Source organism: Pseudonocardia sediminis (assembly GCF_004217185.1).
Taxonomy (GTDB): Bacteria; Actinomycetota; Actinomycetes; order Mycobacteriales; family Pseudonocardiaceae; genus Pseudonocardia; species Pseudonocardia sediminis.
In genome coordinates, this window is sequence record NZ_SHKL01000001.1 from 715842 (window position 1) to 735698 (window position 19857).

Consider the following 19857-nt stretch of genomic DNA (forward strand, 5'->3'; position numbering starts at 1 on the left):
GTCGGGGAGGAGGCAGCCATGCCCAGCTCAGTGATCTTCGTCGGGTTGGTCGTCCTGTGGCTTCTGATCCTGGTCCCGGCTGTCGCACGACGCCAGCAGGAAGTGGCCCGGCTCAGTCCGGCCCTGCTCTCCGGCCGGGTGCTGGAGCGGCCCATGCGGCATCGATTCCCGGAGGTGGGCGTGATGGAACGGCTCGACGACCGACGTACGACGACGGTGGGTGAGCTGGTCGAGCGCCGCGACGACGTCCCGTCGCCCCGCGACCACGACACCGCCGACGCCCTCGAGCGCGAGCTCGACGACGAGCTGGACCTCGACGACGAGCGCGACGACCACCTCGACGACGAACGCCGCACCCGTGACGCCGACGACGTCCGCGCGGTCCGGTACGACCCCCACACCGCGTCCGACGACGAGGACTCCGTCACCGACCGCCGGCGCGCCGACGACCTCCGGGCCGACGACCGGGACGCGGACGACCTTCGTGCCGATGACTCCGACGTCGACGACTCCCGCGCCGACGACCTGGGCACCGACGACCCGGACGTAGACGACCCCGACGCCGACGACCTGCACGGCGACGACCTGCACGCCGAGGACGACCGGCAGTGGGAGCGTCCACCGGCCCGCTACCGGCCCGGTCGCGGTGGGTTCGACCCGGAGGCCGCCGCCGTCGCCGCGCACGCCAAGTACGCGTTCCGCCAGCGTGTCGTCCTCGGTCTCCTGGTGCTGCTGCTCGCCTCGGCGGCGGCCGCGCTGCTGGTCTCGGGCCTGTTCTGGTGGGCGACCGGCGTGCTCGGCGCGGGCCTGGCCGGCTACCTGACCTACCTGCGCCGCCAGGTCCGGATCGAGGAGACGATCCGCGACCGCCGCGCCGCCCGCCTGGCCGGGACCCGCCGCAGCGCCGCCGCCGACGACCCGGAGCTCGACGACTGGGCCCGCCGCGGCCGCGAGGCCGGACGCTCCGAGCAGGACGACGACGCACGATCCCCGGACGCCGGTTCCCACGACACCGGCCGGTCCCGCGACGCGGCCGGCGCCGACGGCGGGTCCGAGGACACCGACGTCGAGGACGAGGACCACGACTGGACCGCCGACGACGGCGAGCCGTCCCGGATCCGCGGCACCGGCGAGCCGATCGGCGTCCTGCCCGCCCGCCGCCGCACCACCTGCGGCACCGGCGGTGACGAGCCGGAGTCGACTCTCCCGCGCCTGGTCGCGGCCCCGCCGCCGCCGATCCCGGCCGGCACCTCCCTGGTCGACGTGGACGACGAGGAGCAGCTCGACCTGGTCCCGGCACCCGACTTCAGCACCCCGGAGCCGATCATCGAGCACCGCCGCGCGGCCGGTGAGTAGGCCCTGATATGGTTCTCTGGTCCGCCTGACGAGGCGGGCCCTTGGGGCTGTGGCGCAATTGGTAGCGCGTCTCGTTCGCATCGAGAAGGTCAGGGGTTCGATTCCCCTCAGCTCCACTCTCACACTCCGTCACCCCGGTCCGCCTCCCGCGGCCCGGGGTGACGTCGTTCCGGGGTGCGGGGCCCGGGAGGACTCCTCCCGGGACCTCCGACGGGACGGGACGGGACCGGTCCGGACCGGTCGTCAGGCCGTCTGCGTCAACGTCGCCGCGACGCCGACCGCGACGGCCATCACCAGGATCTCCATCCCGGCCCAGCGCAGGACCGGGGTCCGCCCCGCGCGCAGGCGGGCCCGCGCGGCCCCGCCCAGCAGGCCGGCCAGCACCAGGCATGCGACCTTCACCAGGACGAGGGCGCCGTAGGCGGTCGTCACCAGCTCGGCCCAGGACCCGATGCGGGTCGTCGCCGACACCACCCCGGACACGGCGACCACCCCCAGGCACCAGCCAGCCAGGCGGGACCAGCGGGGGAGGGCAGCGTCGAGGAGCTCCGTCCGTCCCGCCACCAGCAGCATCGCACCGAGCCCGCCCACCCAGAGCGCGGCCGCGACGACGTGCAGGGACACCGCCGCGGTCGCGAGCGCGACTCCTCCGGGGGCGGAGGCCGGGGCCGCGGCGGCGTGCCCGGTCGCGGCCGGTCCCACGAGCCCGGCCAGCGCCACGACCAGGAGCACCGCGGGCGGGGGGATCGGGCGCTCGGGTGCCCCGGTGCGGGCCGCCGCCCCCACCAGGACCGCTGCGGCGGCGACCGCGGTGACGAGCAGCCCGGTCCCGGCCGCGGGACCGAACAGGAACGCCGTCAGGTCGTCGGTCCCGGTCTCACCGATCGGACGGCCGGCGATCAGGGCCGCACGGGAGACGAGGTCGAGGCCGCTCAGCCCCAGCCACACCCCGGCGGCGACGAGCAGGACCCGGTCCGAGATGGGCCCGAGACGTCCGGCGAGGCCCGGGGACGCCCCGCCCGGCCCCGTGTCGCCGCCGGGCGGGCCGCTGTTCCCTCCGGCGAGGCGGCGCGGCATCAGCAGCCCGAGCAGCGCGGCACCCACGCAGAGGACCCCGGCGACGTCCATCCCGACCCGGGTGACGGCGGCACCGATCGCGGCCGACGCACCGGAGCTCAGCCCGCCGGTCAGGCCGGCCGCGACGACACCGGCGCCCAGCGCGACCGCGACCCATCCGGCGGCGACCGCGGTGTCGGCGGGCCGGTCGGCCGGGCGATCGGCCGTGCGGCCGACCGCCCCGGAGCTCATGCCTTGCGGCGCCGCAGGGCCAGGCCGGCGCCGGCCAGCACGACGATCACGGCGCCGACGATCCACGGCCACACCGGGCTGCCGGAGTCGGCCGAGGTCGCGGCCGTGTTCGAGGGCTCGGGCGCGCTCGACGCGGCGGGCGCGGAGGTCGAGGGGGCCGCCGCGGGAGTGGCGGCGGCGGACGCGCCGGGGCCGGGGGCCGTCAGCGAGAACGGGACGGCGCCGGAGACCGGGTGCCCGTCCTCGGACACGACCCTGTAGTCGATCTTGTAGGCGCCGGCCGGGCCGAGCGGGCGCAGCGGGAGGTTCAGCGTCGCTCCGGAGGCGGTGGGCTCGCCGTTCTCGTAGCGCTTCCCGTCCGGGCCGGTCACGGTGATCGTGGACAGGTCCGGCGAGATCTCCTCGCTGAACGTCAGCGCGACCGTCGACGGGGCCGTCGGCAGGGCGGCGTTCGCGGCCGGGGTGCTGCTCTCGAGCTCGGTGTGCGCGAACGCCGGGGCGCTGCCCAGCAGCAGCGCGAGGGTGGTCAGGACGGTGAGCGTCACGGCCCGGGAGGCGCGCAGCCGGGCCCGGGGAGCGGGAGCGTTCGGGACGGTCTCAGCCATGGTCACCCCAGAGTAGTCGTCGGGTCCGAGGTCCCGGTTCCCGCGGATCCGTGATGTGCGCCGGACCTCAGACGGCCGGGGCGAACCACCCGGACGGCGCCACGCCGGATCCGGCGGCCAGCCGCGGGGCGTACTGGTCGAAGAACACCCGGGCGGTGAGCTCGCGGCGGCTGCGCACCCCGACCTTGTCGAACACCGACTTGAGGTGGTCCTGCACGGTGTAGCGCGACAGGTGCAGCGTCCGCGCGATCTCGGCGGTGTCGGATCCCTGCAGCACCAGCCGCACGACCTCCTGCTCGCGCGGGGTGAGCCCGAACGCGGCCACCACCAGCGGCACGATCTCCGGCGGCCGGGCCTCCTCGATCGTCAGCACGACGTCGGTGGAGTGGCCGTCGCGCGAGGTCAACGGTGACGCGTGCGCCACCACCCACTGCCCGGACCGGGCGCGCAGCCGGGTACGGGGCAGGGTGCCGAGGCGTCCGGCGGCGTAGCGGCGTCCGGCGCCGACGAGGGCGACCAGGGCGAAGGGCAGCGGGCCGGTGCCGAGCGGGGGACCGCCCAGGTCCTCGACGCGGGCCGCGGCGCCGATCCCGGCCTGCACGATCTCGCCCGCGGAGTCGACGACGATCACGGCCGGCCCGTCCGCGGCACCGTCGCCGGCGACGGCACCGGCGACCAGCCCGCTGCGCAGGCCGCGCCCGAACAGCGAGCTCACCGAGGAGGCGAACTCCAGCTCGGCCGGGGTGAACGCGGCGTTCGGCCCGTCCCGGAACAGCGCCACGAAGCCCCAGACGGCGCCGTCGACCGTCGACGTCGCGCGCAGCTCGTCGCCGAAGCCGTAGCGGGGGACGAAGAACTCGCTGAAGCGTCGCAGCGAGGCCAGGTCGCCGCCGGTCTCCTGGGTCGCGGTCGTCACCCCGCCCGGGCGGCGGGCCACGTCGATCGAGTTGTACTGCTCGACCTCGTACTCCTGGTGGGCCCACTCCTCGTCGTTCTCGTCGGTGAGCTGCCACTTCACGGTGCTCGTGATCAGCTCCGTGGCCGGGTCGGTCGTGGCCAGGCAGGCGGCCGAGAACGGCAGCGCGGCACGCAGGATCTCGATCGCGCCGGCGGCGAACACCGGGGCGTCCAGGCCCGCGGCGGCCAGACCGCTCAGCTGGGCCCGGGCGCGTTCGGCGGGCATCAGGGGCATGGCCTCGATTCTGATCGCCCCCGGTACCGGCGGGCCATCCCCAGTTCTGGGTATCGGTGACGCGAAACCGCAGGTCAGAACGTCCCCCCAGGAATGTGGGGGGCGTGTTCCCCAGATCGCTGGGATGGGTTCGCGCGATCCTGCGGAGCACTGTTCCTCCCATCAGTACGAACCACACCAGGGAGAGACCGATGACCACCTTCGTCCCCGCGCTCGCCGCCCTCACCGCCGCCGTCGCCGGGCCGGTGCTCGAGCCCACCGACCCCGGATACGCCGAGGAGGTCTCCGGCTTCAACGCCGCCTACCTGCCGTCGCCGGCCGTCGTCGTCGGGGCGACCTGTGCCGCCGACGTCGCCGCCGCGGTCCGCCACGCCGCCGCGACCGGCCGCCGGATCGCGGTGCAGGCCACCGGGCACGGGCTGCTCGGCGACCTCAACGGGACCGTGCTCGTCTCCACCCGCCGGATGACGGCGCTGACGATCGACCCGGACGCCCGCACCGCCCGCGTCGGGGCGGGGGTGCGCTGGCGGGAGGTGATCGACGCCGCCGCCCCGCACGGGCTGGCCCCGCTCAACGGCTCGGCGTCGGGGGTCGGCGTCGTCGGCTACACCACCGGCGGCGGGCTCGGCCCGATGGCGCGGCGCTACGGCTTCGCCGCCGACCACGTCACCGCGCTGACGATCGTCACCGCCGACGGCGAGATCCGTGACGTCGACGCCCAGAGCGACCCGGACCTGTTCTGGGCCGTGCGTGGCGGCAAAGGCAACCTCGGGATCGTCACCTCGATCGAGTTCGCCCTGATGCCGGTCACCCGCTTCTACGGCGGCGGGATCTTCTTCGCGGGCGAGTCCGCGCCGGCGGTCCTGCACGCCTGGCGGGAGTGGGCGCCGACGCTGCCCGAGGACGCGACGACGTCGGTCGCGCTCCTGGCGCTGCCGCCGGACCCGAACCTGCCCCCGCCGCTGCAGGGCCGGTTCGTCGCGCACCTGCGTTTCACCCACCTCGGGTCGGCCACCGACGGCGCCGCGCTGCTCGCCCCGATGCGCGCCGTCGCCGAGCCGGTGATGGACCTCGTCGACGAGATGCCCTACCCGGCGATCGACGCCGTGCACATGGACCCGACCGACCCGATGCCGGTCTGGGACCGCGGCGCCGCGCTGGCCGAGCTGCCCGCCGAGGCCGTCGACGCGATCCTCGCCGAGGCCGGCCCGGAGTCGTCGAGCCCGCTGGTGCTCGTCGAGCTGCGGCTGCTCGGCGGCGCGATCGCCCGCCGCCCGGAGGTGCCGAACGCGGTGTCCGGCCGGGACGCGGCGTTCTCCGTCTACTGCCTCGGCGTGACCGCCGGTCCGGACGCGGCGGTGCAGGTCCCGGCGCGGGCGGCGTCGCTGGTCGACGCGCTGGCGCCGTGGTCGACCCGCGGGCTGGTGAACCTGCTCGGGCAGGCGTCGGCGGACCGGGTCGGTGCCCTGTGGTCCGACGACGACCGGGCGCGCCTGCTGGAGATCAAGCAGCGCGTCGACCCGGCCGGCGTCTTCGGCACCAACGTCGTGATCGGCTGACGGGTCTCTACCGGGCCAGGGCCCGGCGCCCGGATCGGCGCCGTGCCCGGATCGCCTCGGACGCGGCCAGGTACCCGGACATGCCGTGCACACCGCCGCCGGGCGGGGTCGCGGCCGAGCAGAGGTACACGCCGTCGATCGGTGTCGCGTAGCGCGACCACTGCGGCACCGGCCCCAGAAGGGTGCCGAACAACGAGGCCAGGCCGCCGTTGATGGCACCACCGACGTTGTTCTCGTTGTACCGGTGATACTCGGTGGCGGTCCGGGTGGCACGGGCGACGACCAGGTCGCGGAAGCCGGGGGCGGACCGCTCGATCTGCCGCTCGATCTCGGCCGTCATGTCCCGGTCGGAGCCGTTCGGCACGTGGCAGTAGGCCCACAGCGTGTGGTGACCGGCGGGGGCGCGCGTCGGGTCCATGACCGTGCCCTGCACGACGAGCACGTAGGGCGCGTCCGGGTGCCGGCCGGCCTCGACCTCGGCCTCGCTGAGGGAGAGCTCGTCCAGGCTGCCGCCCAGGTGCAGGGTCCCGGCCCGGCGGCAGTCCGGGTTCGTCCACGGCACCGGGCCGGACAGCGCGTAGTCGATCTTGAAGACGCCGGGCCCGTAGTCGTGGCCGCGCAGCGACGCGGCGTAGGCCGACGGCAGGTCGTCGCCGGCGATGTCGAGCAGCTGGTACGGGGTGACGTCGAGCAGCGTCGTCGCGGCCGGGGGCAGGTCGCGCAGGCTGCGCACCGGGTGGTCGCAGACGACCTCGCCGCCGAGCCGGGTCAGCTCGGCGACCATCGCGTCCACCAGCACCCCGCTGCCGCCCTCGACGACCGGCCACTCGGCCACGTGCCCGGCGACGATCAGCGCGAGCGCGAACGCCGACGTCAGCGGGGCCTCGAGCTTGCGCATCGAGTGCGCGCCCGCCCCGGCCAGCAGCCCGCGCGCCTCGTCCGAGCCGAACGTCCGGGCCAGGGTGCTCACCGGGAGCAGGCCGGGCAGCCCGAAGCGGGCCAGCGTCACCGGGTGCCGTGGGATCCGGCGCAACGACCCGAGGGCGTCGGGCCACAGCTGCTCGTTGTTCCGGACCAACGGCCCGAGCAGCCGCGACCACGCCTTCCCGTCCCCGGGGTGCGCCTCGTCCAGGCCGGCCGCGGTCTCCTCGACGGAGGCGTGCAGCACGCCGGCGCGACCACCGTCGAGCGGGTGCGCGTAGACGACCTCCGGGCGGCGCAGCCGCACCCCGAGCGACTCCAGGTCCAGCGTGCGGAAGAACGGCGAGACGACCGCGAGCGCCTGCACCGTGGAGCAGACGTCGTGGGAGTAGCCGGGGCCGGTCAGCTCGGCCGTGCGGCAGCCACCACCCGGCGTCGGCGCGGCCTCGTAGACCCGGACGGCCTGCCCGTCGCGGGCGAGCGTGATCGCCGCGGCCAGCCCGTTCGGCCCCGCGCCGACGACGACCGCGTCCGGCGTCGTCACGAGCGTCCCTGTCGCATGTGTGTACCGATTCCGGCCACCCCCTCGGCAGACAGTGTGGCGCGGACGGTGGTCCGGCGCGCGATCATCGCCAGGACGGCAGCCAGAGCTCGGCCTGCCAGTGCGCCTCGGTGATGGGGGTGCCGCCGAGGATCGGCCAGAGCCAGATGAAGTTGAGCAGGATCAGCGTCACCCACCCGGAGACGAGCAGCAGTCCGATCCGCCGCCGTCGTTCCGAGCTGTGCGCGTCGCCCAGCATGTGGCCCATCACCAGCACCGCCGCCAGCACCAGGAAGGGCGCCACCGGCATCATGTAGAAGAAGTACATCTGGCGGTCGAGGTTGAGGAACCACGGCAGGAAGCCCGCGCCGTACCCGACCAGCACCGCGACCCAGCGCCAGTCCGCGCGCGTGACGGCCCGCCACAGACCCCAGGCCAGCACCGGGATCGCCGCCCACCACAGCGCGGGCGTGCCGATCAGCATCACGGCGCTGACGCAGTCGCCGGAGTCGCATCCGCGGACCCCGGAGTCGGCGTACTGGTAGAGCATCGGGCGCAACCCCATCGGCCACGTCCACGGCTTCGACTCCCACGGGTGCTGCCCGGCGACCTGGGTGGTCAGTCCTTCGTGGAAGGCCAGCACCTGACCGTGGTAGTACCAGAGCGAGCGCAGTGCATCCGGCAGGAACGACCACATCCCGCCGGAGCCGATCTCGCGCCCGACCTGGTGCCGGTCGATCCCGGTCTCGCTGCCGAACCACGCCCACCAGGTGCTCAGGTAGGCCAGGACCGGCACCAGTGCCATCGCCCACAGCGCGGGTCCGAGGTCCCGGACGACCGTCCCCACCCACGGGCGCGCGACCCCGGCGCGGCGGCGCAGCGACACGTCCCAGAGCACGGCCAGGATCCCGAACGCGACGACGTAGTAGACGCCGCCCCACTTGACCCCGCAGCCGAGCCCGAGCAGCACGCCGGTGGCCAGGCGCCACCAGCGCACGCCCCAGCGCGGGCCGAACGCGTGCTCGTTGACGCGGTCCTGGGACACCACCAGGGCCATCCGGGCGCGGACGTCGTCGCGGTCGCAGAGCAGCGTCGAGAACGCGGCCACGACGAACAGCGCCGCGAACACGTCGAGCATGCCCATCCGCGACTGCACGTGGGACAGGCCGTCGCAGATCAGCAGCAGCCCGGCCAGGCCACCGAGTGCGGTGGACCGGGTGAGCCGGCGGGCGGCGCGGACGACCAGGAGCACGCACAGCACCCCGGCCAGCGCGGCCGCGATCCGCCAGCCGACGCCGTCGTAGCCGAACGTCGCCTCGCCGAGCGCGATCAGCTGCTTGCCCAGCGGCGGGTGCACGATCTTCTCGTAGGCCGGGTTGTCCTCGATCCCGCCGTTGCGCACCATCTGCCAGGCCTGCGGCACGTAGTGCTTCTCGTCGAAGATCGGGGTGCCGCGGTCGGTCGGCTCGCCCAGGTTCGTCAGCCGCAGCACGGCCGCGAGCAGCGTGACCCCGGCGGTGACGAGCCATCCGCGCAGCGTGTCGGCGGCCGGTGGGCGGCCCAGCCGGGACATCGGCCCCGGGTCGGCGCGGCGCATCGGCGGCGGCGAGCCGACCGGCGTCAGGCCCGGTTCCTCAGCGGGCCCGGCGACCCTGCTGCCGGAGACTCCGGTCGGGGTGCCAACAGCCACGAGGGTCGATCGTAGGCTGATCCGATGACCGACGCGCTCGCCCGTCCCGGTGCCCTGGTCCTGGCGGCCACACCGCTGGGTGACGCGCGCGACGCCTCACCGCGCCTGCGTGAGCTGATCGCGACCGCCGACCTGGTCGCGGCCGAGGACACCCGCCGGTTCCGCCACCTCGCCTCCGCCCTGGACGTCGAGATCACCGGCAAGGTCGTCAGCCACTACGACGCCGTCGAGGGCGAGCGGATGCCCGGGCTGCTCGAGGCCGTACGGAACGGGTCGACGGTGCTGCTCGTCTCCGACGCCGGGATGCCGGCCATCTCCGACCCCGGCTACCGGCTCGTCGCCGCGGCCGCCGCCGAGGACCTGCCGGTGACGTGCCTGCCCGGACCGTCCGCGGTGACGACGGCGCTGGTGCTCTCCGGCCTGCCGTGCGAGCGGTTCTGCTTCGAGGGCTTCGCCCCGCGCAAGCCCGGCGAGCGACGCCGCTGGCTCGACGACCTGCGCCGCGAGCCCCGCGCGGTGGTGTTCTTCGAGTCGCCGCGCCGGGTCGCGGACCTGCTGGCGCTGGCCGCCGAGGTGCTGGGCGACGACCGTCGCGCCGCGGTCTGCCGGGAGCTGACCAAGCGCTACGAGCAGGTCAGGCGCGGGACGCTGGCCGAGCTCGCGGAGTGGGCGGGTGCGGAGGAGGTGCGCGGCGAGGTGACGGTCGTGCTGGCCGGCGCCGACGTCGCCGAGGCCCCGTCGATCGACTCCCTGATCCCCGCCGTCCAGGAACGGGTCTCCGACGGCGAGCGCCTCAAGGACGCCGTCGCCGCGGTCGCCACCGGCGCCGGAGTCCCGAAGCGCGACCTCTACAACGCCACCCTCGCGGCCGGCTGATCCGATCCGCGCCGACCCGCCCGGCGCCGCCCCACGTCGCCGCGCACTCGTGGTCCTTTCGTGCGGCCGCACCGAACGAAAGCTCCGTGAGCGGCCGGGGTGCGGCGGGCCGGGCGTCAGGTCGTGGCGGGGGTGGTGGCCGGGCGGCGGAGGACGGCCCGGGTCACCGGTTCCACGACGCGGGCGGCGATCGGGCCGACGACGGCCATCAGCAGGACGTAGGCCGTGGCCAGGGCGGAGAGCTCGTCGGGCACCGCGGCGTAGCTGACGGCCAGCCCCGCGATGACGATCGAGAACTCCCCGCGGGCGACGAGCGCCGCCCCGGCCCGGGCCCGGCCCAGGTTCCCGATACCGGCCTGACGCGCGGCCCACCAGCCCGTCGCGAGCTTGGTCAGCGTCGTCGACACGACGAGCACGACCGCCCAGCCGATCACCGGCGGGATCGCCCGCGGGTCGGTGTTGAGCCCGAACACCACGAAGAACACGGCGGCGAACAGGTCGCGCAGCGGCTCGAGCAGCTTCGTCGCGTTCTCCGCGGTGGACCCGGAGATCGCGATGCCGAGCAGGAACGCCCCGACCGCGGCCGAGACCTGCAGCGCCGAGGCGAACCCGGCGACCAGCAACGCCGCGCCGAGCACCTTGAGCAGGAACACCTCGCGGTCCTCGGAGTCGACGATCGCCGAGACGAAGCGGCCGTAGCGCAGCGCGACCAGCAGCACCACCGAGATCACCGCGACCGAGATGCCGACCGCCGCCAGCCCGCCGAAGAACGTCACCCCGACCAGCAGCGCGGTGAGGATCGGCAGGTAGAGCGCCATCACCAGGTCCTCGAAGACCAGGATCGACAGCACCACCGGCGTCTCCCGGTTACCGAGGCGGCCCAGGTCGGAGAGGACCTTCGCGACGATGCCGGACGAGGAGATGTAGGTGACGCCGCCGAGCACCATCGCCCCGACCGGGCCCCAGCCCAGGATCAGCGCGACCGCGACGCCCGGCGCGGCGTTGAGCACCGCGTCCAGGATCCCGGACGTCCACGACCGTTTCAGCCCGGTGATCAGCTCGGCGGCCGAGTACTCCAGCCCGAGCAGCAACAACAGGAGAACGACGCCGACCTCGCCGGCCAGCGACGTGAACTCGCCGATGTCCCCGAGCGGCAGGATCCCGCCGGAGCCGAAGGCGAGACCGCCGATCAGGTAGAGCGGGATCGGCGAGAGCCCGATCTTCCCGGCGAGGCGTCCGAGCAGACCCAGGCCGAAGAAGACGGCGCCGAGCTCGATCAGTTCGAGTGCGGTGTGGTCCACGCGTCAGCCGTGGACGAGGATCTTGGCGGCGTTCTCCAGCCCCTCCGCGGTCCCCACCGTGACCAGCAGATCCCCTGCCGTCAGCGTGAAGTCCGGGGTGGGGGAGGGATGCGCCTGTCCGGCCCGCATCACAGCCACCACGGACACCTGTGTCCGGGTGCGCAGGGCGGTGTCGCCCAGCGTGCGCCCGTCGAACGGGCTGTTGTGCTTCACCGGCAGCTGCTTGGTGTGGATGCCGGGCAGGTCCTTGTGCTCGTCGTTGAGCTGCGCGACCAGCTGCGGCGCGCCCAGGAGGTTGGCCAGCGCGGCCGCCTCCTCGGTGGTCAGCGGCAGCTCGGCGACGCACGCGTCCGGGTCGTCGGCCTTGGACAGGATCAGCTCGATCTGCCCGTCGCGGTGGGAGATGACACCGATGCGCCGGCCGTTGCGCATCAGGAACTCCTTGCGGACTCCGATGCCCGGCAGGGGCGTCACGTCGACGTTCACACATGCAACGGTAACCCTCGATGTGACGTCGGGTGGCAGAGCGGTTCCGTGATCCCGGGAACGGGTAAGCCGCGCGATATGGAGCCGGAGTCTCAGCTGCCCCCGCACGTCATCGTCCTGTTCGGCGCGACCGGCGACCTCGCCCGCCGCAAGCTGTTCCCCGGCCTGCTGCACCTGCAGAACGCGGGCCTGCTGCCGGAGGAGTTCCGGGTGATCGGGTCCGGGCGGCACTCGCCGGGTACCGACGACGAGTTCCGCCGGCAGATCCACGACGCTCTCCAGGACGACGAGGACATCAGCGGCTGGGACGATTTCGCCCCGCGGCTGAGCTTCACCGTCTCCTCCGCCGAGGACGGCAAGGACCTCGCCGAGGCCGTCGGCGCCGCGGAGGAGGAGCTGGGCGAGGGCGCCCGCCGGCTCGTCTACCTCTCGGTGCCGCCCACCGCGATGCTCGGCATGGTCACCATGCTCGGCGAGACCGGGATCGCCGAGCGGTCGCGGCTGGTGATGGAGAAGCCGTTCGGCACCGACCTGGAGTCGGCGAAGGAGCTCAACGCCGGGCTCAAGGAGGTCTACCGGGAGCAGGACATCTTCCGGATCGACCACTTCCTGGGCAAGGAGTCGGTGCAGAACATCCTGGCCCTGCGGTTCGCGAACGGGCTGCTGGAGCCGATCTGGAACCGGCAGAACATCCGCTACGTGCAGATCGACGTGCCCGAGTCGATCGGCATCGAGGGCCGGGCGTCGTTCATGGAGTCCACCGGCACGTTCCGGGACATGATCTCCACCCACCTGTTCCAGATCCTCGGCTTCGTCGCCCTGGAGCCGCCGGTGCAGATCACCCCGGCGCAGCTGCACGAGGAGAAGGAGAAGGTGTTCCGCTCGGTCCGCGCGCTGGACCCGTCGCGGGTGGTGTTCGGGCAGTACGACGGCTACCGCGACGAGGACGGCGTCGCCGACGACTCCGACGTCGAGACGTTCGTCGCGATCGAGACCTACGTCGACAACTGGCGCTGGTTCGGCGTGCCGTTCTACCTGCGCACCGGCAAGTCGATGGGCGCCACCCGGCGCACCGTGACGATCGGGTTCGCCGAGCCCGCGATGGAGATGTTCCCCGACGGCGGTGGCCTCACCGGCCCGCCGTCGGAGCTGGTGCTGGAGCTCTCCGACGACCCCACCGCCGAGCTCGACGTCCGCGCGAAGGTCCCCGGCCCGGACATGAAGATCGGGCGCGGGCGGATGTGCCTGGACCTGCACGACTCGTTCCCCGACGCCGAGCCGCTGGAGGCCTACGAGCGGCTGCTGCTCGACGTGATGAAGGGCGACCCGACGCTGTTCACCTCGACGAAGGAGGTGGAGCGGCTCTGGGAGCTGTGCGACCCGGTGCTGGCCGACCCGCCGCCGGTGCAGACCTACGAGAAGGGTTCGTGGGGTCCGCAGGCCGCACTCGACCTGCCCGGTGAGCGCGGCTGGCGCGTGCCGGAGGACCAGTGACCGGCACCGGCGGTTACCTCCCGATCGCCGAGCACGGGATCATCGGCGACCTGCGCTCGGCGGCCCTGGTCGGCACGAACGGCACCGTCGACTGGTTCTGCGCCCCGCGCTTCGACTCGCCCAGCGTGTTCGCCTCGCTGCTCGACGCCGAGAAGGGCGGTCACTGGTCACTGGCGCCGACGTCCGACGTCGCGACCCGGCACCAGTTCTACTACCCCGACTCCAACATCCTGATCACGCGTTTCCTCACCGACCACGGCATCGTCGAGGTGCAGGACTTCATGGTGATCCTGCGCCCGCACGACGAGGGGCACCGCCAGCGCCTGGTCCGCCGTGTGACGAGCGTGCGCGGCGAGGTCGGGATGGCCGTCGAGATCGCCCCGCGCACCGACTACGCCCGCGAGCGCCCGGACGTCGAGGTCACCGACGGCGGGGTGCGGTTCACCGGCGGCTCGGTCGCCCTGGACCTGGTCTCCACCGTCACGCTGGAGGCCGGTGACGCGCAGGCGGGTGCCGAGTTCACCCTCGCCGAGGGTGACTCCGAGGTGTTCGTGCTCGAGGTGGGGGACCGGTCCGGGCACGCGGACACGATCGACCTGCCCGCGGCCGAGGAGCTGTTCGAGGGAACCGTGGCGTTCTGGCAGCGGTGGCTGTCGCGGTCCACGTACGAGGGGCGCTGGCGCGAACGCGTGCACCGCTCCGCGCTGACCCTGAAGATGCTCACGCACGAGCCGACCGGGGCCGTCATCGCGTCACCGACGATGGCGCTGCCCGAGCAGCTCGGCGGCGAGCGGAACTGGGACTACCGCTACGTCTGGATGCGCGACGCGGCGTTCACGTTGTACGCGCTGCTGCGGCTCGGGTTCACCGAGGAGGCCGGGGCGTTCATCGCGTGGATGACGAAGCGCTTCGAGAGTCCCGGCGACGGCAAGCAGGGCCCGCTCCGCGTCATGTACACGATCGACGGCGACGAGACCCCCGCCGAGGTCGAGCTCGACCACCTCGACGGCTATCGCGGGTCGCGGCCGGTGCTGTGCGGCAACGGCGCGTCGGACCAGCTGCAGCTCGACATCTACGGCGAGATCGTCGACTCGGTCTACCTCTACAACAAGTACGGCTCGGGGATCTCACACGACGACTGGCAGAACCTGACCGTGATCGTCGACTGGGTCCGCGAGAACTGGGACCAGCCCGACGAGGGCATCTGGGAGACGCGCGCCGGCCGTCAGGACCACGTGTTCTCCCGGCTGATGTGCTGGGTCGCGATCGAACGCATGATCCGGATGGCGCGCCAGCGCGGCCTGCCCGGCGACGTCGCGGCCTGGACGACGAGCCGCGACGAGATCTACGACCAGATCATGGAACGGGGTTGGGACCCCGAGGTCGGGTCGTTCGTGCAGCGCTACGGCGCGACCACGCTCGACGCGTCGGTGCTGCTCATGCCCATGGTCAAGTTCTGCTCGCCGACCGAGCCGCGGTTCCTGGCCACCCTGGACGCGATCAACGCCGACCTCGTCGTGGACACGCTGGTGTTCCGCTACGACGTGGAGGACTCCCCGGACGGCCTCGACGGCGGCGAGGGCACGTTCTCCATGTGCTCGTTCTGGAACGTGGAGGCGATGACCCGCGCCGGACGCCTGGAGCACGCACGGATCGCCCTGGAGAAGATGTTCTCCTACGGCAACCACCTGGGCCTCTACGCCGAGGAGATCGGCCTGACCGGCGACCAGCTCGGCAACTTCCCGCAGGCGTTCACGCACCTGTCCCTGATCAGCTCCGCGATCAACCTCGACCGCGCCCTCGGATGACCCCCGTGAGATCCGGCCGACGTCGGGCCTTGCGCTCGCGATGAAGGCCAGGCTAACCTAAGCACGTCGCTTCGTGGTGGGAGCGGCGCGTCAGTTCGGGTGGAGAACGGCTCGGTCGCCTCGCGGCCGGGCCGTTCTCGCATTCTGCCCCACGTGGTCCGGAGAAAGGCCCCATGTGGCCCGGATGCAGGCCTACTTGATCCGGACGCAGGCCTCGAACAGGCGGACGCCGTGGTCGATCACCAGGTCCCGGTCGACGGGGCTCGCCGGGTCCAGCCACGCGAAGACCAGCTCACCGAGACCGCCCAGGCAGAAGTGCCCGGCCGCGACCAGGTCCTCGGGCTCGGCGCGGGTCTCGACGTTGTGGCTGGCGACCATCCCGGCGAACCCGCGGTTCGCGCTGCGCCGGCGGGCGATCAGCTCCGGGCAGCCGACCGGCTCGGAGAGCACGACGGCCCGGCGATGGTCGGCGCCGACGTCGTCGACCATCGCCGTCAGGCAGGCACGCAGCCGTTGAGCCATCGAGGGTGCGGCGTCACCGATCGCGGTGATCATCGCGGAGCTCCGCTCGTCGATGATCTCGTCGAAGATCCCGCAGGTCAGGTCGATGTCGGTGGGGAACTCGTCGTCGAACTCGTCGACGGGGACCCCGGACGCGGCGCCCGCCCGGGCGAGCGTGACGGCCGGCCAGCCACCGTCGGCCCAGAGCTGCAGGCCGGCGTCGAGCAACGCCGTGCGAGCCCGCTCCCGGGTCTGTGTGTCCACACCTCGATGATGGCAGTCGTCGCTGTGAGGGTCCTGTGGACCCGGTGCCGGGTGGGTGTGACGGCGGGCGCCCAGCACCGCCCGCAATCGCCTTCCCCCCGGCCAATACGCTGGTGACTATGAGTTCTGCCGTGTTGACCGCCGTGGCGTGGCCCTACGCCAACGGCCCACGGCACATCGGCCACGTATCCGGCTTCGGTGTGCCCTCCGACGTCTTCTCCCGCTACCGGCGGATGTCGGGGGACCGGGTGCTGATGGTCTCCGGGACCGACGAGCACGGCACGCCGATCCAGGTGCAGGCCGACGCCGAGGGGCTCACCCCGCGCCAGCTCGCGGACAAGTACAACGGCGTGATCACCCAGGACCTGCAGGGTCTCGGGCTGTCCTACGACCTGTTCACCCGCACCACGACCTCGAACCACTACGAGGTCGTGCAGCAGATGTTCCTGGCGCTGTACAAGAACGGGTACGTCGTCCCGAAGACGCAGATGGGCGCGATCAGCCCGTCGACCGGGCGCACGCTGCCCGACCGCTACGTCGAGGGCACCTGCCCGATCTGCGGCTACGACGGCGCGCGCGGCGACCAGTGCGACAACTGCGGCAACCAGCTGGACCCGGCGGACCTGAAGAACCCCCGCTCGAAGATCAACGGCGAGGTGCCGAAGTTCGTCGAGACCGAGCACTTCTTCCTGGATCTGCCGGCCTTCTCCGAGTCACTGGGCAGCTGGCTGTCCACCCGCACCGACTGGCGTCCGAACGTGCTGCGGTTCTCCGCGAACCTGGCCGAGAACCTCAAGCCGCGGGCGATCACGCGTGACCTCGACTGGGGCGTTCCGGTGCCGCTGGACGGCTGGAACGAACAGTCGATGAAGAAGATCTACGTCTGGTTCGATGCAGTGATCGGCTACCTCTCGGCGTCGGTCGAGTGGGCGCGGCGCACGCCGGACCCGGACGCCTGGAAGGCCTGGTGGACCGACCCGGCCGCGCAGGCCTACTACTTCATGGGCAAGGACAACATCACGTTCCACTCGGTGATGTGGCCGTCGATCCTGCTCGGCCAGAACGGCGCGGGCGACCGCGGGGGGGAGCCCGGCCCGTTCGGCACGCTGAACCTGCCCAGCGAGGTCGTCTCCTCGGAGTACCTGACGATGAGCGGGTCGAAGTTCTCCACCTCCCGCGGCACCGTGATCTACGTCGGAGACTTCCTGCGCGAGTTCGGCCCGGACGCGCTGCGCTACTTCATCTCGGCGGCCGGCCCGGAGAACCAGGACACCGACTTCACCTGGGACGAGTTCGTCCGCCGCACGAACTTCGAGCTGGCCAACGAGTGGGGCAACCTCGTCAACCGGTCGATCTCGCTGGCGCACAAGAACGTCGGTGCGATCCCGACGCCGACCGCCCCGACCGACGACGACGCGGCGATGCTGGCGACGTCGAGAGCCGGATTCGACACCGTCGGCGAGCTGCTCGGACGCAACCGGTTCAAGCAGGCGCTGGGCGAGGCGATGCGGGTGATCGGCTCGGCGAACAAGTACCTCTCCGACCAGGAGCCGTGGAAGCGCAAGGACGACCCGGAGCGCCGGGACACGATCCTGCACACCGCGCTGCAGGTCGTGCAGGACGCGAACACGCTGCTCACCCCGTTCCTGCCGCACGCCGCGCAGAAGGTGCACGAGGCACTCGGCAACACCGGGGTGTGGGCCGCGCAGCCGCAGCTGCAGGAGGTCGACGACCTCGGCGACGGGCCGTCCTACCCGGTGCTCACCGGCGACTACGCCGGCGAGGCCGCCCGCTGGGAGTCCACGCCGATCGAGGTCGGACGCCCGCTGGCCAAGCCGAGCCCGATCTTCGGCAAGCTCGACCCGAAGCTCGGCGAGACCGGTCCCGAGTGGGCCCCGATCTCCTCGTGAGCGCACACGGGCGCCGGGAACGTCCGGAGCCGCCGGAGCCGCTGGGCGCCACGACCGTGGACGCGCACACGCACCTCGACGCGTGCGGGTGCGAGTCCGCGGACGACGTCACGGCGGCGATGGACCGGGCGCAGGCGGTGGGTGTGACGCGTGCGGTCACGATCGCCGACGACCTGGCGTCGGCCCGGTGGGCGGTGCAGGCCGCGCACTGGGACGACCGGGTGTTCGCCGCCGTCGCGCTGCACCCGACGCGCACCGCCGCCGTCACGGCGGAGGAGTTCGCCGAGATCGAGGCGCTCGCGGGCGACCCGCGGGTGGTGGCGGTCGGGGAGACCGGGCTCGACTACCACTGGGACCACAGCCCGCCGGAGAAGCAGCAGGAGAGCTTCCGCTGGCACATCGATCTGGCCAAGCGCACCGGCAAGCCGCTGATGATCCACGACCGGGAGGCGCACGCCGACGTGCTGCGCATCCTGCGCGAGGAGGGCCCGCCGGAGACGGTGGTGTTCCACTGCTTCTCCGGCGACGCCGCGATGGCGCGCGAGTGCGCCGACGCCGGCTACGTGCTCTCGTTCGCCGGACCGGTCACGTTCAAGAACGCGGCCGATCTGCGCGAGGCGGCCGGGCTCGTCCCGGACGCGCAGTACCTCGTCGAGACCGACGCGCCGTTCCTGACGCCGCACCCGCACCGCGGACGGGCGAACGAGCCGTACTGCCTGCCGTGGACCGTCCGGGGCATCGCGGCCGTTCGTGGCGACTCGGCCGAACGGGTCGCCGAGGTGACCGAGCGCAACGCCGAACGGGTTTTCGGCCTGTCCTGAGCCGCTCGACGACCCGGACTGCGCCGATCGGTGGGTAGTTCACGCTCGTCGTCGGAGATCGTCCGCTCGCCGAGCGAAACGTGTCGCGGCTCAAACCCGCGGGTCACGGTGGGCTAACGTTCGCCCTCGAACCCGCCGGGGTGGGGAACGCTCCCCAGCTCTCGCGGCGACGACGTACCGGTCCGCTCCCCAGCACAAGGCACCGGTCGTCGTCGCTGCGATATTCCTCCCCTGCCCGGACAGACGAGTCGTCGGGATGTCATGGTCGAGCACGTCGTGCGCACTGGTCGTACGTCCCGCGATGCCTTCGGGCAGCACGGTGGCGCCACCCCCTTCCCCCAGGGCGGCGCTCCGGCGGGACTCGAGAACACCGGCCGGCACCGCAGCCTGGAGCGCCCGCGCACCGGGCGGAAGACCGCCGTGGCCGCCGCCCTGTTCTCCCTGCCCACCGGCGGTCTCGCCGCCGCGGTGCTCTCCCCGGAGCTCCCCGGCGCCGAGCAGACCGCGTCGCTGAAGGCCGACCTGGCCGCCAGCTCGACCCCGCTCGCCGCAGCCGCCCCCCAGGCCGCGATGAGCATCGTCCCGGTGTCGTCGTCGGCCACCGGCACGCTGCAGTCCGCGGCGGCCTCGCCGATGAACGGCCAGCAGATCGTCGAGCTGCAGAAGATGCCCGCCCCGGAGAAGGTCGTCGAGGACGACTCGCTGCCCGAGGGCACGAAGACCGTCGTCGACCCGGGTGCCGAGGGTGCCCGCAGCACGATCTGGCGTGTCAACTACGCCGGCGGCAAGGAGGTCTCGCGCGAGCGCATCGGCGCCGGCGCGACGACCCCGGCCAAGCCGAAGGTCGTCAAGGTCGGCACGAAGAAGAAGGACGCCCCGGCGTCCGAGGCGGGCGACGACGCCGGCAAGAAGGCGGCTCCGGCCGTCTCCGGCGGTGCCGTGTGGGACAAGCTGTCCAAGTGCGAGGCCGGCGGCGACTGGTCCACCAACTCGGGCAACGGCTACTACGGCGGCCTGCAGTTCGACACGCAGACCTGGAACGCCTACGGCGGCGACGAGTTCGCGCCGCGGCCCGACCAGGCCAGCCGCGAGGAGCAGATCGCGGTCGCCAACAAGGTCAAGGACGACCGCGGCGGCTACAGCGCCTGGCCGGCCTGCTCGTCCAAGCTCGGCCTGAGCTGACCGCCGGCCCGGGGCCGCTCGCGGCCGCGGCGGGACGACGGA

16 protein-coding genes and 1 tRNA gene are annotated in these 19857 nt (G+C 73.0%); 9 read left to right on the forward strand and 8 right to left on the reverse strand.

Going from position 1 to position 19857, the window contains the following annotated elements:
• Positions 1-18: 18 nt before the first annotated feature.
• Both sepX and EV383_RS03500 read left to right on the forward strand, forming a co-directional pair.
• A complete protein-coding gene (gene sepX / locus EV383_RS32840; protein ID WP_130288577.1) occupies positions 19-1356 on the forward strand; it encodes a divisome protein SepX/GlpR in 1338 nt (445 codons plus the stop codon).
• A 43-nt stretch (positions 1357-1399) separates the two neighbouring features.
• A tRNA-Ala gene (locus EV383_RS03500) sits at positions 1400-1472 on the forward strand.
• A 127-nt stretch (positions 1473-1599) separates the two neighbouring features.
• On the opposite strand, the gene EV383_RS03505 is transcribed toward EV383_RS03500, so the two are convergent.
• From EV383_RS03505 to EV383_RS32565, 3 genes are all read right to left on the reverse strand, one after another.
• Positions 1600-2664 carry a CopD family protein gene (locus EV383_RS03505; RefSeq protein WP_130288578.1) on the reverse strand — a complete coding sequence of 355 codons (1065 nt, stop codon included), beginning with the start codon at positions 2662-2664 and terminating at the stop codon, positions 1600-1602.
• Positions 2661-3269, reverse strand: coding sequence for a copper resistance CopC family protein (locus tag EV383_RS03510; RefSeq protein WP_130288579.1), 609 nt, complete (start codon positions 3267-3269; stop codon positions 2661-2663). Before EV383_RS03510 ends, EV383_RS03505 begins: the two co-directional genes overlap by 4 nt.
• Positions 3270-3336: 67 nt before the next feature.
• The gene (locus tag EV383_RS32565; RefSeq protein ID WP_130288580.1) at positions 3337-4461 is read right to left on the reverse strand and encodes a response regulator transcription factor; all 1125 of its coding nucleotides are present in this window, start codon (positions 4459-4461) and stop codon (positions 3337-3339) included.
• Positions 4462-4652: 191 nt separating this feature from the next.
• Here EV383_RS32565 and EV383_RS03520 point away from each other — a divergent pair, with 191 nt between their 5' ends.
• The gene (locus EV383_RS03520) at positions 4653-6020 is read left to right on the forward strand and encodes an FAD-binding oxidoreductase (RefSeq protein WP_130288581.1); all 1368 of its coding nucleotides are present in this window, start codon (positions 4653-4655) and stop codon (positions 6018-6020) included.
• Positions 6021-6027: 7 nt separating this feature from the next.
• Here the strand turns inward: EV383_RS03520 and EV383_RS03525 are convergent, their stop codons facing one another.
• Positions 6028-7485 (reverse strand): phytoene desaturase family protein, encoded by a 1458-nt coding sequence (locus tag EV383_RS03525; RefSeq protein WP_130288582.1) that lies wholly within the window; start codon positions 7483-7485, stop codon positions 6028-6030.
• An 82-nt stretch (positions 7486-7567) separates the two neighbouring features.
• Entirely contained in the window at positions 7568-9172 is a 1605-nt protein-coding gene (locus EV383_RS03530; protein WP_423213626.1) for a dolichyl-phosphate-mannose--protein mannosyltransferase, read from the reverse strand.
• 24 nt (positions 9173-9196) lie between these two features.
• Between EV383_RS03530 and rsmI the strand changes: the two genes are divergently transcribed.
• On the forward strand, positions 9197-10048 hold the full coding sequence (gene rsmI / locus EV383_RS03535) for a 16S rRNA (cytidine(1402)-2'-O)-methyltransferase (protein ID WP_130288583.1): 852 nt from the start codon (positions 9197-9199) through the stop codon (positions 10046-10048).
• A gap of 116 nt (positions 10049-10164) precedes the next feature.
• On the opposite strand, the gene EV383_RS03540 is transcribed toward rsmI, so the two are convergent.
• Both EV383_RS03540 and EV383_RS03545 read right to left on the reverse strand, forming a co-directional pair.
• Entirely contained in the window at positions 10165-11349 is a 1185-nt protein-coding gene (locus tag EV383_RS03540; RefSeq protein ID WP_130288584.1) for a cation:proton antiporter, read from the reverse strand.
• Between the two features lie 3 nt (positions 11350-11352).
• On the reverse strand, positions 11353-11835 hold the full coding sequence (locus EV383_RS03545; protein WP_165438225.1) for a cation:proton antiporter regulatory subunit: 483 nt from the start codon (positions 11833-11835) through the stop codon (positions 11353-11355).
• 78 nt (positions 11836-11913) lie between these two features.
• Between EV383_RS03545 and zwf the strand changes: the two genes are divergently transcribed.
• Positions 11914-13329, forward strand: a complete 1416-nt coding sequence (gene zwf / locus EV383_RS03550; RefSeq protein WP_130288585.1) for a glucose-6-phosphate dehydrogenase — start codon at positions 11914-11916, stop codon at positions 13327-13329.
• Entirely contained in the window at positions 13326-15137 is a 1812-nt protein-coding gene (locus EV383_RS03555; protein WP_130288586.1) for a glycoside hydrolase family 15 protein, read from the forward strand. Before zwf ends, EV383_RS03555 begins: the two co-directional genes overlap by 4 nt.
• Before the next feature lie 192 nt (positions 15138-15329).
• Here the strand turns inward: EV383_RS03555 and EV383_RS03560 are convergent, their stop codons facing one another.
• A complete protein-coding gene (locus EV383_RS03560; protein WP_130288587.1) occupies positions 15330-15902 on the reverse strand; it encodes a TetR/AcrR family transcriptional regulator in 573 nt (190 codons plus the stop codon).
• 119 nt (positions 15903-16021) lie between these two features.
• Here EV383_RS03560 and metG point away from each other — a divergent pair, with 119 nt between their 5' ends.
• The 3 genes from metG (at position 16022) to EV383_RS32570 (ending at position 19815) form a co-directional block, all read left to right on the forward strand.
• Entirely contained in the window at positions 16022-17812 is a 1791-nt protein-coding gene (gene metG, locus EV383_RS03565; protein ID WP_130288588.1) for a methionine--tRNA ligase, read from the forward strand.
• The gene (locus EV383_RS03570; protein ID WP_130288589.1) at positions 17809-18633 is read left to right on the forward strand and encodes a TatD family hydrolase; all 825 of its coding nucleotides are present in this window, start codon (positions 17809-17811) and stop codon (positions 18631-18633) included. Before metG ends, EV383_RS03570 begins: the two co-directional genes overlap by 4 nt.
• A gap of 261 nt (positions 18634-18894) precedes the next feature.
• Entirely contained in the window at positions 18895-19815 is a 921-nt protein-coding gene (locus tag EV383_RS32570; protein WP_130288590.1) for a resuscitation-promoting factor, read from the forward strand.
• The last annotated feature ends 42 nt before the right edge of the window (positions 19816-19857 follow it).